The following is a 16,737-nucleotide window of genomic DNA, read 5'->3' as shown; positions in this document are numbered from 1 at the left end:
AGTTCTAAAAACGTAACTATATAATAGGATGAATTTAAAGTTTTTTATCAGTACATTTTTTGTTTTAATTGCTTTAGCCGATTATTCATGGGGACAAACGAAAATTGAGTGTTGGAAACGCTTTGAACTAACTTTTAACTATAAAGCAACCGGAAATCCATTCGATGTAGAACTGTTTGCAACATTTTCATGTGATGGAAAGGAATTGAAAGTGAAAGGCTTCTATGATGGGGATGACACATATCGTATACGATTTATGCCTACAGAAGTTGGAGTATGGAAATATTCAGTGTCCAGTCCAATAAAAGAATTGAATAAAAAGTCGGGAGTTTTAACTGTGATTCCGAATTTAAGTGGAAAGTCCAGTATGGTATCAGTAGATGGTGAGCACGCTTTCAAATATGCAGACGGTACTCATTATTACCCATTAGGAACAACCTCTTACGCATGGCTACATATGAATGAGAAAGTACAGGAAGAGACTTTAGAATCTCTGAAACACAGCGGTTTTAATAAAATACGTATGTGTGTATTTCCCAAAAATTATGATTTGGTACAGGAAGAGCCCCAATTATATCCTTTTGAAATAAAGGAGATGATAAAAAATGAGAAGGGAGATGAAGTTAGAGTCTGGAATTTTAAGAAGTTCAATCCTGTATATTTTCGTCATTTGGAAAAATGCATAGACCAATTGAGCAAACTTAATATAGAAGTCGATTTGATTTTATTCCATCCATACGATAAAGGTCGCTGGGGATTTGATTCGATGACAAATGAAGTAAATATAAGATATATACATTACATTATAAATCGTTTAGCGTCTTTCCGTAATGTATGGTGGTCTATTGCAAATGAATGGGATTATGTGACAAATAAGACAATAGATGATTGGAAGCTATTGATAAAAACTGTAGTAAGTAACGATCCGTACCGGCATTTATGTTCTATACACGGATCGACCGCAACCTATTTTGATTATTGGATGCCCGAATTTACACATGTTAGTGTACAAGATGAAGCTCCGGTATATAGTATTTCAGCAGCGGCTTTGTTACGTCAGATATTCCATAAACCTGTAATTTGTGATGAAGTAGGATATGAAGGTAATCTAAAATCTCGCTGGGGACGTTTGAGTGCCCAACAATTGACTTATTTCATTGTAAACGGTTTGATGGGGGGGATCTATGTAACCCATGGAGAGTGTTTTCAAGAAGGGAATGACCCTATTTTTTGGGCACAAGGTGGAAAATTAAAAGGGGAAAGTTGGAAACGGGTCAAATTTTTGAAAAACATACTTGAAGAAATGCCTGAACCGTTGCAAATGTCTGATATTAGTCGAGACTTGGTAACGTCTACTGCAGGTGAAGGATATTATTTTATCAGCTTGGGAAAGGAAATAAGTGACTTTTGGAGATTCAATCTTCCCGTAAAAAATGCAAATTATGAGAGACTGAAAGCAGGAAAACATTTTAGAGTAGATATTATTGATGTATGGAATATGACTATAATAAAATGTCCGACTATCTTTGAGACAGGGGAAGCCGTGGATTATCGTGTATTAGACAAGAAACAACGTGGAGTACGTTTGCCGGATGTTCCTTACTTGCTTTTAAGAGTAACTGAAGTAAAAAGTGGGAATGACAAAATTTCCTAATAGAATTCCTCTAATTATTTAACTTTAGAGAATCTATATCGTCATTATCGGTGCAGAAAATTAAAAAATGGTGAAAATAGTATTAGAATATTGAACTTTATCATTTATTATTAAATTTTGAAGTATATCTTATAAAAATATAATAGTTCTTTCGGATTAAAGGAAAAATATGGAAGTCTTTATTTGAAGCAATACTGCATTACTTTCCTATAGGTTGTATTTTACGCCGTATGGCCTTTGAAATTTCAAGATACATATAGAATTTTTTCTTTTGTTCTATTGATGCCTTATTTTGTTCATATTTTTTATTGGCATATTCCTTTGATTTGTCAAATACCAGTTTCGAAACCTGATTTTGGGATTTTCCAACCATAGTAGAGTCGATCTGCTCATCCGGAAAAAATTCATCCAGATTCACATCTCCTATCATTGTTGTTTCCAGAAAATTCTTTTTTGTATGATTTTTATTAAGATAATAGCCTACAAACATATGTCCTGGCATACGTACCAAGATAGGGTCTATATTAATAGCCCGTAATAAAGAAGCAAAAAGTACACTACCGTCTACGCAATTGATTTGGGCAGATTTTATAGCATCATCGAATAACCTGACCCGCTGAGAATAGACCACATTCGAAGACAAGCTCGAGGCCGATACAGAGCTATATTTGAAATTTCTTTTTTGCAGAGCATTCCATATGGCATATACTTGATTTTCTACCGAACTTTCTTTGTTTAATTGATAACCGAGAAATCTATTTACAATTCGGGTGTTGAGAGCCTCTCTCAATACCATATCTATCATCGGGTGGTCTTCGTTGACATAAGCTGCGAAAAAAATACCTGTTTCATGAAATTTCTGGTTTATATCGTTGTAACCTAAAAGACATTCATTGATACTGCGCATAGAAAAAGTTCTTACCTTTTGTCCCAGATTATCTCGGTTCATTTCTACTTGTACAGCAACACTAACGGGGGTTGGCTGAATATTTTCTTTCAATGCATCATATTTCCATACAATGTCCGGATAAACAAGGTATTCTGTACGAGCCTTAGGCAAAATGAATTCTGAAATAGACTCACTAAAAAAAGGACTTTCTGCAACCTTAATTCTTAACTTACTATTCATTTTATCCGATTTAACTCGTATCCCGATGCATGATTTTGGATTGCCTAAATAAGAAGTATCAGCAGGCATGACAATAAGCGTATCGGTAACAGCAACAGACAAAACTGCAGAAGGAAAAATATTTCCACCAAGCTCATCGGTTATTTCAAATGGTTCTGAAACAATGTTATACCGATATAGATAAAAGCCTCCTGTCATAGCTAATAACAGCAGTAATATTACCGACATTATTTTCCAAAAAGAATCCTTTTTTTTCATTTTCTTATTTCTGATATGTCAAAGATATAACAAACTACAGAAAAATAAGAAAAGATTTCAAGAGAAAATCTATTCCTTTTGTAATCCATAAAATTTATTTCTCTATTAAATCAGATTTTTCATTATTGTTATAAATAAACATTAAAACCTCCAATTTGTTTTTAAGAAGAATGTTCTAATTAAATACGAAGTAATGAATAGAGTGGCGATGCAAATACGATTGTCTCATATCGAGGAAATAAAGTTTGTTGATAATACCCAAAACTATAAATGTGATTTAAAAAAAGATAATGTCCATGTAGGTTTTTCGGTACAATTAAGCCCCGATATAGAACAAAATTGTACAGATATACTACTGGGGGTACATTATGATATAAAAAAAGAAGATAGAAAGACATCTATCCTCGAATATAAAATAAACGTAACATTTGAAATAGAAGATATGATAGAATACATTTTGATAGAAAAGAATAGAATATCAGTAAAACCTGAACTATTGACAATTATGCTGAGTGTATCTATTGGTTCATTAAGAGGTATGCTGGTAATGCGTACCAAAAATTCTGATTTCGAAAATTACCCATTACCATTGGTCAATGTTACAGAGTTAGTATCAAAAATCAGACACCCATCATGGTATGAAAATACAATACATCCATTTTTCAAATTCCGTTATCAATAGATTTAGAGCCTGTTTCATTTGGCTCAGGTATTTTTTGAGAACTATCCCCGGGGATAGTTTTCAGTTCTGATAAAAAGAGAGCGGGTTACGTGACATATAAGAACGGAAATATAGACTGATAAAAGACATAAAAAGTTTGAATACATAATTTCTTTAATTGAATTAGAAAATTTAGATAGGCTCTTAACAAGATGTTATAAGCCATAACAAAATATTAAATTAAAATTCAAACGAAAAACTTTACCTTTGTCTTCGTTAAATAAAAAATTAAAGACAGTTATTATGTTAGGTGAAAAGAAAGCGAATACTCTTCATGGTATCCTGCTCATTGCTCTTTTTTCTTGTTCGGCCTTTTATATTGCCGAATTTCCTTTTATAAAAAAATTATCGTTCAGCCCCTTGATTGTCGGTATTATTTTGGGTATGTTATATGCCAATAGTTTACGCAATAGATTGCCTGAGACATGGGTTCCCGGAATATTATTTTGCACAAAACAGATTTTACGTACAGGTATCGTGCTCTATGGTTTCCGCTTGACATTTCAAGATGTTGTAAATGTGGGATTGCCTGCTGTATTTATTGATATTATTATTGTGACGGGGACGCTATTATTAGGAATTTTAGTTGGTAAATTGATGAAGATGGATAAAGATGTCGCTTTACTCACTTCCACAGGAAGTGCTATATGTGGCGCTGCTGCTGTGTTAGGAGCTGAGCCGGTAGTTAAAAGCCAACCCCATAAAACTGCAGTCGCTGTTTCTACAGTTGTTATATTCGGTACCATATCCATGTTTTTATATCCGGCAATGTATCGGGCAGGTATATTAGAACTGACTCCGGAGCAGATGGGAATCTACACAGGTTCTACTTTGCATGAAGTAGCCCATGTTGTAGGTGCTGGTAATGCTATGGGGACAGAAATATCAGATCCGGCTGTCATTGTAAAAATGATCAGAGTTATGTTATTGGCTCCTGTATTGCTGATTATGAGTTTATGTTTGGCAAAGTTCGGAAATAAGGGACATTCTAAAACTGGGACCAAGAGTAAAATTACGATTCCTTGGTTTGCTGTAGGATTTTTATTGATTATAGGATTCAATTCGCTTGATTTATTGCCTTCTACTATTGTCGAAGGAATAAATAGCTTCGATACATTTTTGTTGACAATGGCTATGACTGCATTAGGAGCAGAAACCAGTATAGATAAGTTTAAAAAAGCAGGAGCTCGGCCTTTTATCTTAGCATCCGTATTATTTGTATGGCTATTGGTAGGAGGCTATCTTATGGCTAAGTATTTAACCCCAATACTATCTTGATTACTTAATTGCATAGACCAAATTCCTCAAATTTTCATTTATTGCGAAAATTTGAGGAATTTTTATATTTCCTTATTATAATGCATTGCAAATTGGATAAATGCCGCAGCAAGCCCTGTATCTTGCCCGTATTGTTGTATAAAACTAAAATTTCGTTCTATACGGCATTCTTTAAAGTCTATTATTTTCAATTTTCCTTCCAACACTTCTTGCTGAATAGCCCTAAAAGAAACAATACCCATACAATCGGAATGTTCGAGATAACGTTTTATACTCTCTGTACTTCCCAAAAACATTTGTACATTTAAGTATGATAACTTTATCGAGTAGGGTAGAAGTGCAGCTTCGAGAACATCGAGCGTCCCGGAACCTTGTTCACGCAATACCAATGGGATATGAGGCAATTCACATAAGCTTATTTCATCACGTCGTGACAATTTGCTCCGATTGCTTACAACAGCAACTAATTCGTCTTGCATAAATACAGTATATTTTATATTGGGAGTATGCTGTATACCCTCTACCATACCTAAGTCGATTCGATGTTCTCCCAAAGCTGACTCTATTTGTCTTGAATTGCTATTGAGAAGCGATATTTTCACGTCAGGAAACTTATCCACAAATTTTGCCAGTACAGCAGGTAATACATATTGGGCGATAGTAGTACTGGCCCCGATTCTTAACTCTCCTGCATAAGTATTCGTAAGCAAATGTAAATCATACTCCAAACGTTTATAATCTTCAACAATCCGTTCACTGTGCTCTAACAAAATTTCTCCGGCTCGGGTAAGTTTTATTTTATTGCCCATGCGCTCGAACAAAGCGATGTGATATTTAGCTTCTAATTCCTGTATATGACGAGTTATTGCCGGCTGACTGATATATAGTTCCTTTGATGCTTTTGTAAAACTAAGATTTTTAGCTACACTGATAAACGCTTTTAATCTAAAATCTGACATAGTGTTTATTGGCTCTAAAGATTTATGATTGATGGTAATTCATAGAAAGGGCAACTTCTTCTTGTAACATTTCATATATTTTTTGTTGTGCTCTTACCCGTTCAGGATTATTATTCTGGACGTATATATTATTCAGATGTTCATCTATTTGACACGCTTGTACATTATCTGCCAGTTGATAATGTAAAATACGGATAATCTGTTTTTTCAATCTATCATCCACGATGGGAAATGCTGTTTCTATTCGTCGGCTTAGATTACGTTTCATCCAGTCAGCTGAAGATAGATATACACATTCGTTTCCACCGGCATAAAAATACCATATACGAGCATGTTCGAGGTATTGGTCTATAATTCGAATAATACGTATATTGCGACTATATGGCTGGTTGGGAACAAGGCAACAAATACCTCGAATAATAAGGTCTATTTGTACACCCGCGTTACTGGCTTCATACAGTTTATTTATCATATCTATGTCTTGTAATCCGTTCATTTTTAGTATAATATAAGCTTTTTTACCTTCTTGGGCAGCTCCGATTTCTTGGTCTATCATAGATTTCAGCACATCCAGCATATTATATTGTGCTACCAGCAATGTATTGAAAATAGGGGGTACATCTTTTCCCTCTAAAATCTCAAATAAGCAGTTCAGTTCTGTGATAATTTGTGTATTATAGGTAAAAAGACCTATATCTGAATATACCTTTGCTGTTTTTTCATTAAAATTCCCGGTACTCAAAAACGCAAAGCTTTTTTCCATATTAGTTCCTCCTATCGAACGACGTAATATTAAAGCAACTTTGGCATGCACTTTTAGTCCCGGCACTCCATATATGACATGTATACCGGCCTTTTGCATCTGTTCTGATGTAAATATATTGTTTTCTTCGTCAAAGCGTGCTTTCAATTCCACATAAACCGTAACTTTTTTACCATTTCGCGCAGCAGTAACTAAAGCATTGATTACCTCTGAATTTTCTGCCACACGATATTGAGTCAATTTTATCTCTTCCACTTTGGGGTCATATGCCGATTCCATAAGAAATCGGATAAGATAGTCAAACGATTGATACGGGAAATGTAACAGCATATCATGGGACTTTATAACTTTAAATACGGAACCGGATCGGTCAAACTCCGGAACGCGAAGAGGAATAGGAGATTCTACCGCCAATTTTTTGCCTGTCGGATTCGGTAATTTTATCAAATCTTCAAGTGTTAGATATCTCCCGGCAGCAATGCATTGACTTTCAGGAATATTATAGGCTTGGCATAAATAGCTGAGCATTTCATGAGGCATCATAGCATTATATACCAAACGGTTGGCTACACCAGTCTTTCTTTTCTTTACATGTTTGCGTATTTCATCGACGATATTCTCTTTTTGATTTGAATCTATCGAAAAGTCTGCGTCTCTGGACACTCGTACGCTATAATATGCATCGACAACAAATCCGGGAAACACAATATCTAAATTGTATCCGATAACATCATCGACGAACATGAGGTAATGTTTGCTTTCATAGGCTGGGAGCTCGATAAAACGTGGTACTTTGGAAAAAGGTACCTTTATCAAAGCATAATATATTTGAGAATCCTGACTGCCTCGAGGATGTAATTGGATAGACAAATATAATCGGTTATCTCGTAAAAATGATGATATATGATCTTTAAGAATAAGTACCGGTTGCAAATATGGGAAAATTTCTTCTTTAAAGTAATTTCTGATAAAATCTTTATGAAAATCTGGCATTGGTTGTCCCTGATACAAAACAATATCGTTATAGGCTAATTCTGGTAATATTTCGTGAGTGAAGATATAAGAGAAATCTTTTACCTGTCGACTGACCTCAGCATTGATTTCAGCCAATGTCTCTTTGGCATTTTGATATTCTGCAGAAGAGCAATTTTTCAACATTACCAGATTACGATGTTCCGATACACGTATACGATAAAATTCTTCTTGATTTGATGAATATATTGATAAAAATTTTATTCGTTCGAACAGTGGAAGCTCTTTATTTCGTGCTTCTAATAATACGCGTCGGTTGAATGACAACCAACTGATATCTCGCTTGAAATATTTCCAATTCATATCCTTATATTCATTACGATTTTCCATATCAAGCATAAATATATAATTTTTTCTCTTATAATTTTTAAAAGATTAAATTTTAATTTTAAGCATTCTCCGATTTTTGAACCTTTTATCGATTCCATAGTTTTAGATTTTGTGATGTCGAAAAAAAAGTGTAATTTTCGACTTTCATCCAAAAAACAAATAAGTGTGGAGTACAAAAAGTTTATAGAAGAATTGCAAAAACGTTTGGGCAAAAATAAAAAAAGTATTGATGCCTTGATGTCAGACACATTACAGATAATAAAAGAGCATAGTGTAATGATGGATTCATTTTCTATACAAGGTTTTGGAACTTTCGAGCCTCGAAAAAAGGCTGAACGTATATCTGTTAATCCCGCCACTGGAAAACGGATGCTGATACCGCCTAAAATTGTGCTGACATTTAAACCCGGAACGATTATAAAAAATAAACTTAGAGAGAAATCCGATAATGAACAGTAAAATATCATTGCCTGAAATGGTCGATTTGCTATCTCGGAAATCGGACTGTACAAAGAAGGAAGCAGAGACTTTCTTAAAAGAATTTTTTACTTTAGCCACAGAAATTTTATCTTCCGGAGAGTCTCTTAAAATCAATGGCTTGGGTGTATTTAAACCTGTATGGGTAGGAAAAAGAAATAGTGTAAATGTTCAGACGGGGCAGCCTTGTGAAATTCCCGGTCATTATAAATTGTCATTTACACCTGATAAAAGCATGAGAGATGCTGTAAATGCTCCATTTGCCTGTTTCGAAGCTGAAGTCATAGCCGATGATGTCGATATAAAAGATACTGAGATTTCTTATATGGCAATAGAAGATAGTGATATGACAGAGACCAATATAGATGATTCTTCTACAGAAATGGAAACGGTTGTAATGTCATTGGATAAAGAGACATCTGATATTGTGATAGCGGATATTCCTGATGAACAGCAAAATGTAAAAAAAGATGAAATACAACCAGAAAGCAACCAGTTGCCGAATGAAATGAACATTTCTGATAAAAACAATCAAAAAGAAAGTAAAGACGAGAATACCGAACACAAACTTCCTGCTGAAGAGTATGATGCACAAACAGTACCTGAAGAAAAAATAAAAGAACCAGAAGAAAAAGAGCATATAGAAGTCATATCTGTATCAGTTGTCGATAATTACGAAAAAGAAGAATTTAGACGAAAACAAACATGGCGAAATCGGAAAAACTTTTGGTACGGATTTGTAACTTCTTTATTGATTTTTGTTGTAGCAGATTTGATATGGCTATGTTATAATGGTACTTTTGAGGAAGGACAAGTAACGATAAGTAGTTGGATTCCGGCTATCATAAAAAAACAAAATCAGGAGGGTGAAAAGAACAAAGATTCTGTTTCGGTTGTTAAAGCTTTGGTTATGGATTCTCTAAAAACAACAGCGGTTGTAAGAAAAGATACTGCCATGCTCGAAGATAAGCCAATAACCAACATGAATGAAAAGAGCAATAAAGTAACTGAAAAAGAGATAAATAATGATACAATGTTATCGGAGAAGACTGTTACGGAAATCATGAAACCGGGAATTTTTTTGACCACTTTGTCATTGAAACATTTCGGTCATAAAACTTTTTGGGTATACATATATCAGGAAAATAAAGCGAATATAACCAATCCTAATAGTGTACCTGTAGGAACCAAGTTGATAATTCCCGAAAAATCAAAATATAATATAGATTCCAACAATAGAGAATCGGTGGAAAAAGCAAAAGCTCTTGCTACAAAAATATTATCGGAATATGAATAAATAAAGTCTTTAAGTCGCCGGTATCATTACTTTGGCGACTTAGTTTTTTTTACTACAAGCTTAGCCTTTTTTAACAGTTAAAGTGTTAAATGTAAATACATCGTAGTTACTTTTGCACTTAGGCTATTATGGGGCTGCATAAACAGGAATAATTTAATAAAAAACAATATAATATGAGTCAAACAGTAGATATTCGTGAATTAAATGAACTCATTGCAAGTAAAAGTTCATTTGTGAATATGATAACCATGGGTATGGACCGGGTAATTGTAGGGCAGAAACATCTGGTAGATTCTCTGATGATTGGTCTTCTTTCAAATGGTCATATATTGCTCGAAGGTGTTCCGGGATTGGCAAAAACTCTCGCGATAAAGACACTTGCTTCTCTTATCGATGCTAAATATAACCGTATCCAATTTACTCCGGACTTGCTGCCTGCCGACGTTATCGGTACAATGGTTTACAGTCAGGCAAAGGAACAGTTTGAGGTAAAAAAAGGTCCGGTTTTTGCTAATTTTGTATTGGCAGATGAAATAAATCGTGCTCCGGCAAAAGTACAAAGTGCCTTGCTCGAAGCTATGCAGGAACGTCAAGTTACAATTGGAGAAACTACATTTAAGCTCGATGACCCGTTCTTGGTATTGGCTACACAAAATCCAATAGAACAAGAAGGTACATATCCATTACCTGAAGCACAGGTCGATCGTTTTATGTTGAAAGTTATCATCGGATATCCGAAAAAAGAAGAGGAAAAATTAATTATACGTCAGAATATTACAGGCGAACGAGAAACTGTACAACCGGTACTGAAGGCCCAGGAAATTATCGAGACAAGAGATATCGTACGTAAAGTATATATCGATGAAAAGATAGAAAAATATATCGTAGATATCGTTTTTGCTACTCGTTATCCTGAAGACCATGGGCTTGGAGATTTGAAAGAAATGATTTCTTTTGGAGCTTCTCCTCGTGCTTCGATAAATTTAGCTTTGGCCGCTCGTTCATATGCATTCTTGAAACAACGTGGATATGTAATCCCAGAAGATGTACGTGCAGTATGTTATGATGTAATGCGTCACCGTATAGGATTAAGCTATGAAGCAGAAGCTAATAACATGACTTCTGAAGAGATTATCAGTGAAATCTTGAATAAAGTTGAGGTACCCTGATTAGATATAAAGCAATAAAGCCTGGCGTATGGAAACAAAAGAACTATTAAAAAAAGTTCGTCAGATCGAAATAAAAACCCGGGGATTGTCCCGTAATATTTTTGCAGGACAATACCATTCGGCTTTTAAGGGGAGAGGTATGGCTTTCTCTGAAGTCCGGGAATATCAATATGGTGATGATGTACGCGATATCGACTGGAATGTAACCGCCCGGCATAATAAGCCGTATATAAAAGTTTTTGAAGAAGAGCGAGAACTTACGGTAATGTTGTTGGTAGATGTATCTGCCAGTCGAGACTTTGGTGCGGTGGGTGAAATGAAAAAATCTGTAATGACAGAAGTTGCAGCGACACTTGCATTCTCGGCAATTCAGAATAATGATAAAATTGGAGTTATCTTTTTCTCCGATAAAATTGAAAAATTTATTCCTCCTAAAAAAGGGAAAAAACATATTCTATATATCATACGAGAGTTAATCGATTTTCATCCCGAAAGTACAGGAACAAATTTGAGTTTGGTATTAGAGTATATGACCAATGCAATAAAAAAACGTTGTACAGCATTTCTAATTTCTGACTTTATTGCTTTAGGCAATTACAAAAATGCACTTTCGATTGCTAATCGAAAACATGATTTAGTTGGTATACAGATATATGACAAACGTGAAACAGAGCTCCCAAATGTAGGTCTGGTAAAAATGTATGATGCTGAAAATGGCAGTGAAGACTGGGTAGATTCCTCTTCCAAGAAAGTTCGTGACGCATATATACGCTGGTGGAATGAACGACAGAATGTCATGCTTGATTATATGAGGAAAAGTCGTGTCGATTTAGCTTCGATTGCGACAGATGAGGATTATGTCAAAGCTTTGATCGGGCTTTTTAAGAGAAGGAGTTAATTGCATATTTTTTTGATAATCGAATATCGATAAAATTTATATGAGATACAATGAAATATAATAAACCGATAAAAGGAATAGTTCTGGGAATTTGTCTGGTCTCCTCGGCAATGGCTTTTGCTGATAATGTAGTGGTGAGTGCGAAAATGGACTCAACGGCAATTTGGATGGGCGAACAAACAATGATACATCTCGAAATGGCGCAAGACAAGGGCAAAGTCGTCCAGATGCCTTTCCTGACCGATTCTTTGGTAACTGGAATAGAAGTTTTGCGGGTAACGATGCCGGATACCACTGATTTGGGAAATAATCGTATCCAAATAAAAAGTGATGTCCTGATTACATCGTTCGATTCTGGATTCTATTATATTCCACCTTTTCGATATATTTTGAACAAAGATACTTTCACTACAGAAACTTTGAGTCTCAAAGTGGTACCTATGGAAGTTGATACAACAAAGGCTGGATTCGATATCAAGGGTGTGCAGAAACCTCCTTTTGTTTTATGGGATTATATCTCGAATACGGCTCTTGTCATCATGGGTATTGTTTTGTTATTAGTTGCTTTGGGTTTGCTGTATTGGTTCTGGTGGCGTAAGCGTGAACGTCCAGAAGAAGTAATTTCACCCGAATCACTCTTACCACCCCATATAAAAGCCATGAATGCTTTGGAAGAAGTAAAGGAGAGTAAATTGTGGCAAAATGGGCAAGAGAAAGAATATTATACTCGAGTGACTGATATTTTACGGGAATATATAGATGAGCGTTTCCATGTAAACGCAATGGAAATGACATCTTCTGAAATCATTTCTATATTACGGAAAAATGAAGATGCCAAATTGGTCAATCATAAGTTGAAAGAAATTTTAGAAATGGCTGATTTCGTGAAATTTGCAAAGATGAGGCCATTACCAGAAGACAACGAAGCTGTGATGCGTAATGCTATTACGTTTGTCGAAGAAACAAAACCTGTTGAAGAAATTCCGGTGGAGGAAAAAAGCGATTCTAATGCAGAAGCGCAAAAAGGGACATCTCAGGAGAAATAACAGGGCAATAATAAATTGATATGGCATATATTCGTTTCCATAAAAATAGGATGTGAATAAACTAAAATTAAAGAAAAATGGTATTTGCGAATCCTCTATATTTACTATTACTGCTATGCCTTATACCGGCTATTATCTGGTATATTTTGAAGCATAAAAAGGCACAAGCTGCATTACAGGTTTCTTCTACTCAGGCATTTGCCAAATTGCCTAAAACATATAAATATTATTTGAGGCATTTTCTTTTTATTTTGAGATTAGGAGCAATAGCCTGTATTATAATAGTATTGGCACGTCCACAAGCGACAGATCGATGGGAAAACCAAACTCGAGAGGGAGTTGATATCGTAGTTGCCTTGGATATATCCAGTAGTATGTTAGCACGTGATTTTAAGCCCGATCGTATACAAGCAGCGAAAGATGTGGCATCACAGTTTATAAGTGGACGCATGGATGACAATATTGGACTTGTTATTTTTGCTGGTGAAAGTTTTACCATGTGTCCGATGACTACAGATCACGCTGTATTACTCAATTTAATGAAAGATGTTCAGTGTGGTATGATTGCCGATATGACTGCCATTGGAGATGGTCTGGCGACAGCTATAAATCGTATAAAGGACGGGCCTGCAAAATCTAAAACTATTATATTGTTGACAGACGGGACCAACAATGCAGGAGATGTATCACCATTAACTGCTGCACAAATTGCTAAATCTTTCGGAATTAGGGTATATACAATAGGAGTAGGGACTCAGGGTGAGGCGCCTTATCCGGTGCAGACTCCTTATGGGGTGATGTATCAAAATATGCCGGTAGAAATAGATGAAACTACTCTGAAGACAATTGCTGCTGAAACAGATGGAAAATATTTTAGAGCCACGAACAAAGGAGTATTGAAAAATATTTTTGAAGAGATAGACAAGCTTGAGAAAACTAAACTTTCAGTGAAAGAGTTCAGCCGGCGTGAAGAAAACTATCTTCCGTGGGCTATATTGGCATTCGCACTGTTAGGAATTGAGATTATCTTAAGAAATACCGTTTTACGGAATATTCCATAAAAATAATAATTATGTTTCGATTTGCACAACCACAATATTTGTACCTGTTGTTGATAGTTCCTCTAATGTGGGCTATATACTTCTATAGTGTTTACCGGAATCGGAAGAATATGGCCAAATACGGGAACCCTCAGATACTTCAGTCATTAGCTCCCGATGTATCGAAGTACAAACCTGGAACCAAATTCTTTTTGCAACAATTAGCTCTTATTGTCATGATTTTTATTATAGCACGTCCACAAATGGGAGCTAAGATAGAAACGGTAAAAAAACAAGGAGTTGAAATCATTATTGCATTAGACGTTTCCAATTCTATGTTGGCCCGAGATATAGCACCGAGTCGTTTAGATAAAGCTAAACAGATGCTATCTAAATTAATTGACCAATTAGATAATGATAAAGTCGGGTTAATTGTTTTTGCGGGAGATGCGTATACTCAATTGCCTATAACTTCTGATTTCGTATCGGCGAAAATGTTTTTATCTACAATTTCTCCTGACATGGTACCTACTCAGGGTACAGCTATCGGACGAGCTATAGCTTTAGCAATGAATTCATTCACTCCTGACCAGTCGGCCGATAAGGCAATAATTGTAATTACTGATGCAGAAAATCATGAAGATGATGCTGTCCAGATGGCTAAGGAAGCAGCCCAAAAGGGAATTATGGTAGATGTGATCGGTATCGGCTCAGAACAAGGAGCTCCTATACCTATCGGAGGAAATGATACCAATTTGCGTAAAGATAATCAAGGAAACGTGGTTATTACTAAACTCAATGCTCAGTTAGGCCGAGATATAGCAAAAGCCGGAGATGGTATATATATATCGGCAGATAATACAGGAAGCGCATTGAGAGCCTTGACTGCAGAAGTGAAAAAAATGAAAAAATCTGATATAGAAAGTAAAGTCTATTCTGAATATGATGAGCAATTCCAAGGATTGGCATGGATAGTTTTGATTTTGCTTTTACTTGACATCTTTATACTTGACCGTAAAAATAAACTGATGAAGAAAGTCAATTTCTTTTCTTGATAAAAGTTTTAAGTTTTATGAATATGAAGAAAATGAAATATATAATGGTTATCTCTTTCATGTCAATGATGTCGATAGTATCGGCTCAGACAAGAGATACTGTACCACAAATCAATAAAAAAGTAAATCCGAAAATCGAACGTAACAGTATACGGAAAGGAAATACCTTATATGAAAGTGAAAAATTTACAGAATCAGAAATAGAATATCGTAAAGCTTTGGATGCAAATCCCGAATCTTGGTTAGGTACTTATAATCTGGGTAACGCTTTATATAAGCAACAAAAAATGGATGCAGCTCTCGAACAGTACAAAAAGTCTGTGGTGAATGAAAAAGACTCATTACAACAAGCTCGTATATGGCATAATATTGGAAATGTATTTTTACAAGAAAAGAAATATGCAGAGAGCATAGATGCCTATAAAAATGCATTGCGCCGAAATCCCAAAGATAACGAAACACGTTATAACTTACGTTTGGCCCAATTGTTACTGAAAAATCAGCAACAACAGCAAAATGATGAGAACAAAGATAAGAATAAGGATAAAGACAAAGATAACAAAGACCAGCAAGACAAAGATAAAAATAACAAAGGAAACCAAAATCCGCAGAATAACAAAGATAATAAAGATGATAAAAAAGATAAACAGCAACAGCAGCAGGCACCTCCTCAGATGACTAAAGAGAATGCGCAACAAATATTGGATGCAATTCAACAAGACGAGAAAAATACTCAAGAAAAAGTCAAAAAAGCAATGATGCAGCAACAAAAACGGAGGAAAACGGATAAAGAATGGTAAAAGTGAAAATGAAAAAATTATCGATACTGATATTATTTTTTATTTCAGTTACCGGAGTATATGCTCGGGAGGATATACATTTAGATGTACAAGTACCTAAGTCCGTTCAGGCGGGTGAACGATTTGAAATAGTATTTTCTCTGAGGAATGCATCTACCGAGAACTTCAAATCGCCCAAATTTAGAGGATGCAAGGTGCTTTCCGGTCCTTCTATTTCCCGTTCATCACAGTTGGCGGTAATATCAGGGCACTTTGTACGTTCCGTTTCGGAAAATAGGTCTTATATTCTTCAAGCTGGAAAAAAGGGAACAGTAGTAATACCTTCAGTTTCAGTTTCGGTCGAAGGTAAAACATATAAAAGTAGGAAAACAACAATAGAAATAATATCGGTAAGGTCTGAAAAGAAAAAACAGGCTTCGGTACAGTTCATAAGTTCTGTTCCGGAAGAAGTTCGTTCGGGGGAGACATTCCGTGTGAGGTATCAGGTAATAAATGGAGATGGAGAAGATTTTAATACTGGCGATTTCAAAAATTGCAAAGTATTGGCCGGACCATCGATAACATTGGAACGAGAACCGATATTAATGAATGGTTGGCCTATTCAAGGTAGGATAATAACGACTTATACATATATTGTACAAGCAGGTGAGTCAGGCAAGGTTATAATTCCTGAAGCTAAGATTTTAGTTAATAACAAGAAATACAAAGTTGGCAAATCAGAAGTTAAAATACGTCCTTTGAACGAAGAAGAACGGATGAAAAGATTTCTGGAAGCCGAAAAAAAATATCCAACCATTTAAAAAACGGAAAAATATAAAATAGCATATCACA

The 16,737-nt window shown here is 35.3% G+C and carries 15 protein-coding genes; 12 read left to right on the top strand and 3 right to left on the bottom strand.

The window, feature by feature from the left end; genetic code table 11:
- The first annotated feature begins 28 nt into the window (after positions 1-28).
- Positions 29-1,654, top strand: coding sequence for a DUF5060 domain-containing protein (locus Cop2CBH44_RS04015; protein WP_200755582.1), 1,626 nt, complete (start codon positions 29-31; stop codon positions 1,652-1,654).
- A 199-nt stretch (positions 1,655-1,853) separates the two neighbouring features.
- Here the strand turns inward: Cop2CBH44_RS04015 and Cop2CBH44_RS04010 are convergent, their stop codons facing one another.
- Positions 1,854-3,041, bottom strand: coding sequence for a hypothetical protein (locus tag Cop2CBH44_RS04010; RefSeq protein WP_021930464.1), 1,188 nt, complete (start codon positions 3,039-3,041; stop codon positions 1,854-1,856).
- A gap of 193 nt (positions 3,042-3,234) precedes the next feature.
- On the opposite strand from Cop2CBH44_RS04010, the gene Cop2CBH44_RS04005 reads away from it, so the two are divergent.
- Positions 3,235-3,723, top strand: a complete 489-nt coding sequence (locus Cop2CBH44_RS04005) for a hypothetical protein (RefSeq protein WP_200755581.1) — start codon at positions 3,235-3,237, stop codon at positions 3,721-3,723.
- 282 nt (positions 3,724-4,005) lie between these two features.
- Entirely contained in the window at positions 4,006-5,040 is a 1,035-nt protein-coding gene (locus Cop2CBH44_RS04000; protein WP_021930466.1) for a YeiH family protein, read from the top strand.
- A 62-nt stretch (positions 5,041-5,102) separates the two neighbouring features.
- On the opposite strand, the gene Cop2CBH44_RS03995 is transcribed toward Cop2CBH44_RS04000, so the two are convergent.
- Positions 5,103-5,999 (bottom strand): LysR family transcriptional regulator, encoded by an 897-nt coding sequence (locus tag Cop2CBH44_RS03995; RefSeq protein ID WP_021930467.1) that lies wholly within the window; start codon positions 5,997-5,999, stop codon positions 5,103-5,105.
- A 22-nt stretch (positions 6,000-6,021) separates the two neighbouring features.
- Positions 6,022-8,133: a polyphosphate kinase 1 gene (gene ppk1, locus Cop2CBH44_RS03990; protein WP_021930468.1), complete on the bottom strand. Its 2,112-nt coding sequence runs from the start codon at positions 8,131-8,133 to the stop codon at positions 6,022-6,024.
- Positions 8,134-8,289: 156 nt separating this feature from the next.
- Between ppk1 and Cop2CBH44_RS03985 the strand changes: the two genes are divergently transcribed.
- From Cop2CBH44_RS03985 to Cop2CBH44_RS03945, 9 genes are all read left to right on the top strand, one after another.
- A complete protein-coding gene (locus Cop2CBH44_RS03985) occupies positions 8,290-8,583 on the top strand; it encodes an HU family DNA-binding protein (protein WP_021930469.1) in 294 nt (97 codons plus the stop codon).
- Positions 8,573-9,898: an HU family DNA-binding protein gene (locus tag Cop2CBH44_RS03980; RefSeq protein WP_055096405.1), complete on the top strand. Its 1,326-nt coding sequence runs from the start codon at positions 8,573-8,575 to the stop codon at positions 9,896-9,898. The genes Cop2CBH44_RS03985 and Cop2CBH44_RS03980 overlap by 11 nt, the downstream gene beginning before the upstream one ends.
- Before the next feature lie 173 nt (positions 9,899-10,071).
- On the top strand, positions 10,072-11,067 hold the full coding sequence (locus Cop2CBH44_RS03975; protein WP_021930471.1) for an AAA family ATPase: 996 nt from the start codon (positions 10,072-10,074) through the stop codon (positions 11,065-11,067).
- 28 nt (positions 11,068-11,095) lie between these two features.
- Entirely contained in the window at positions 11,096-11,965 is an 870-nt protein-coding gene (locus Cop2CBH44_RS03970) for a DUF58 domain-containing protein (RefSeq protein ID WP_055096403.1), read from the top strand.
- Between the two features lie 50 nt (positions 11,966-12,015).
- Positions 12,016-13,011 (top strand): cell wall anchor protein, encoded by a 996-nt coding sequence (locus Cop2CBH44_RS03965; protein WP_200755580.1) that lies wholly within the window; start codon positions 12,016-12,018, stop codon positions 13,009-13,011.
- Positions 13,012-13,088: 77 nt separating this feature from the next.
- On the top strand, positions 13,089-14,072 hold the full coding sequence (locus Cop2CBH44_RS03960) for a vWA domain-containing protein (protein WP_200755579.1): 984 nt from the start codon (positions 13,089-13,091) through the stop codon (positions 14,070-14,072).
- Between the two features lie 11 nt (positions 14,073-14,083).
- Positions 14,084-15,106 carry a vWA domain-containing protein gene (locus tag Cop2CBH44_RS03955; protein ID WP_055096398.1) on the top strand — a complete coding sequence of 341 codons (1,023 nt, stop codon included), beginning with the start codon at positions 14,084-14,086 and terminating at the stop codon, positions 15,104-15,106.
- A 17-nt stretch (positions 15,107-15,123) separates the two neighbouring features.
- Positions 15,124-15,906, top strand: coding sequence for a tetratricopeptide repeat protein (locus Cop2CBH44_RS03950; protein WP_370757908.1), 783 nt, complete (start codon positions 15,124-15,126; stop codon positions 15,904-15,906).
- Entirely contained in the window at positions 15,900-16,706 is an 807-nt protein-coding gene (locus Cop2CBH44_RS03945) for a BatD family protein (RefSeq protein ID WP_200755578.1), read from the top strand. Before Cop2CBH44_RS03950 ends, Cop2CBH44_RS03945 begins: the two co-directional genes overlap by 7 nt.
- Positions 16,707-16,737: the final 31 nt, after the last annotated feature.

The sequence above is a fragment of the Coprobacter secundus subsp. similis genome (assembly GCF_015097275.1).
Taxonomy (GTDB): domain Bacteria; phylum Bacteroidota; class Bacteroidia; order Bacteroidales; family Coprobacteraceae; genus Coprobacter; species Coprobacter secundus.
Note: the sequence above shows the minus strand (reverse complement) of the source record. Positions and strands in the feature narration are given on the sequence as shown.

Excerpts from the sequence above, each read along its gene's own strand:
- Cop2CBH44_RS03960 (WP_200755579.1), top strand. The coding sequence starts at position 13,089 with ATGGTATTTGCGAATCCTCTATATTTACTATTACTGCTATGCCTTATA.
- Cop2CBH44_RS03950 (WP_370757908.1), top strand. The coding sequence starts at position 15,124 with ATGAATATGAAGAAAATGAAATATATAATGGTTATCTCTTTCATGTCA.
- Cop2CBH44_RS03965 (WP_200755580.1), top strand. The coding sequence starts at position 12,016 with ATGAAATATAATAAACCGATAAAAGGAATAGTTCTGGGAATTTGTCTG.
- Cop2CBH44_RS04015 (WP_200755582.1), top strand. The coding sequence starts at position 29 with ATGAATTTAAAGTTTTTTATCAGTACATTTTTTGTTTTAATTGCTTTA.
- Cop2CBH44_RS03970 (WP_055096403.1), top strand. The coding sequence starts at position 11,096 with ATGGAAACAAAAGAACTATTAAAAAAAGTTCGTCAGATCGAAATAAAA.
- Cop2CBH44_RS03975 (WP_021930471.1), top strand. The coding sequence starts at position 10,072 with ATGAGTCAAACAGTAGATATTCGTGAATTAAATGAACTCATTGCAAGT.
- Cop2CBH44_RS04010 (WP_021930464.1), bottom strand. The coding sequence starts at position 3,041 with ATGAAAAAAAAGGATTCTTTTTGGAAAATAATGTCGGTAATATTACTG.
- Cop2CBH44_RS03980 (WP_055096405.1), top strand. The coding sequence starts at position 8,573 with ATGAACAGTAAAATATCATTGCCTGAAATGGTCGATTTGCTATCTCGG.
- Cop2CBH44_RS04005 (WP_200755581.1), top strand. The coding sequence starts at position 3,235 with ATGAATAGAGTGGCGATGCAAATACGATTGTCTCATATCGAGGAAATA.
- ppk1 (WP_021930468.1), bottom strand. The coding sequence starts at position 8,133 with ATGCTTGATATGGAAAATCGTAATGAATATAAGGATATGAATTGGAAA.
- Cop2CBH44_RS03995 (WP_021930467.1), bottom strand. The coding sequence starts at position 5,999 with ATGTCAGATTTTAGATTAAAAGCGTTTATCAGTGTAGCTAAAAATCTT.
- Cop2CBH44_RS03955 (WP_055096398.1), top strand. The coding sequence starts at position 14,084 with ATGTTTCGATTTGCACAACCACAATATTTGTACCTGTTGTTGATAGTT.
- Cop2CBH44_RS04000 (WP_021930466.1), top strand. The coding sequence starts at position 4,006 with ATGTTAGGTGAAAAGAAAGCGAATACTCTTCATGGTATCCTGCTCATT.
- Cop2CBH44_RS03945 (WP_200755578.1), top strand. The coding sequence starts at position 15,900 with ATGGTAAAAGTGAAAATGAAAAAATTATCGATACTGATATTATTTTTT.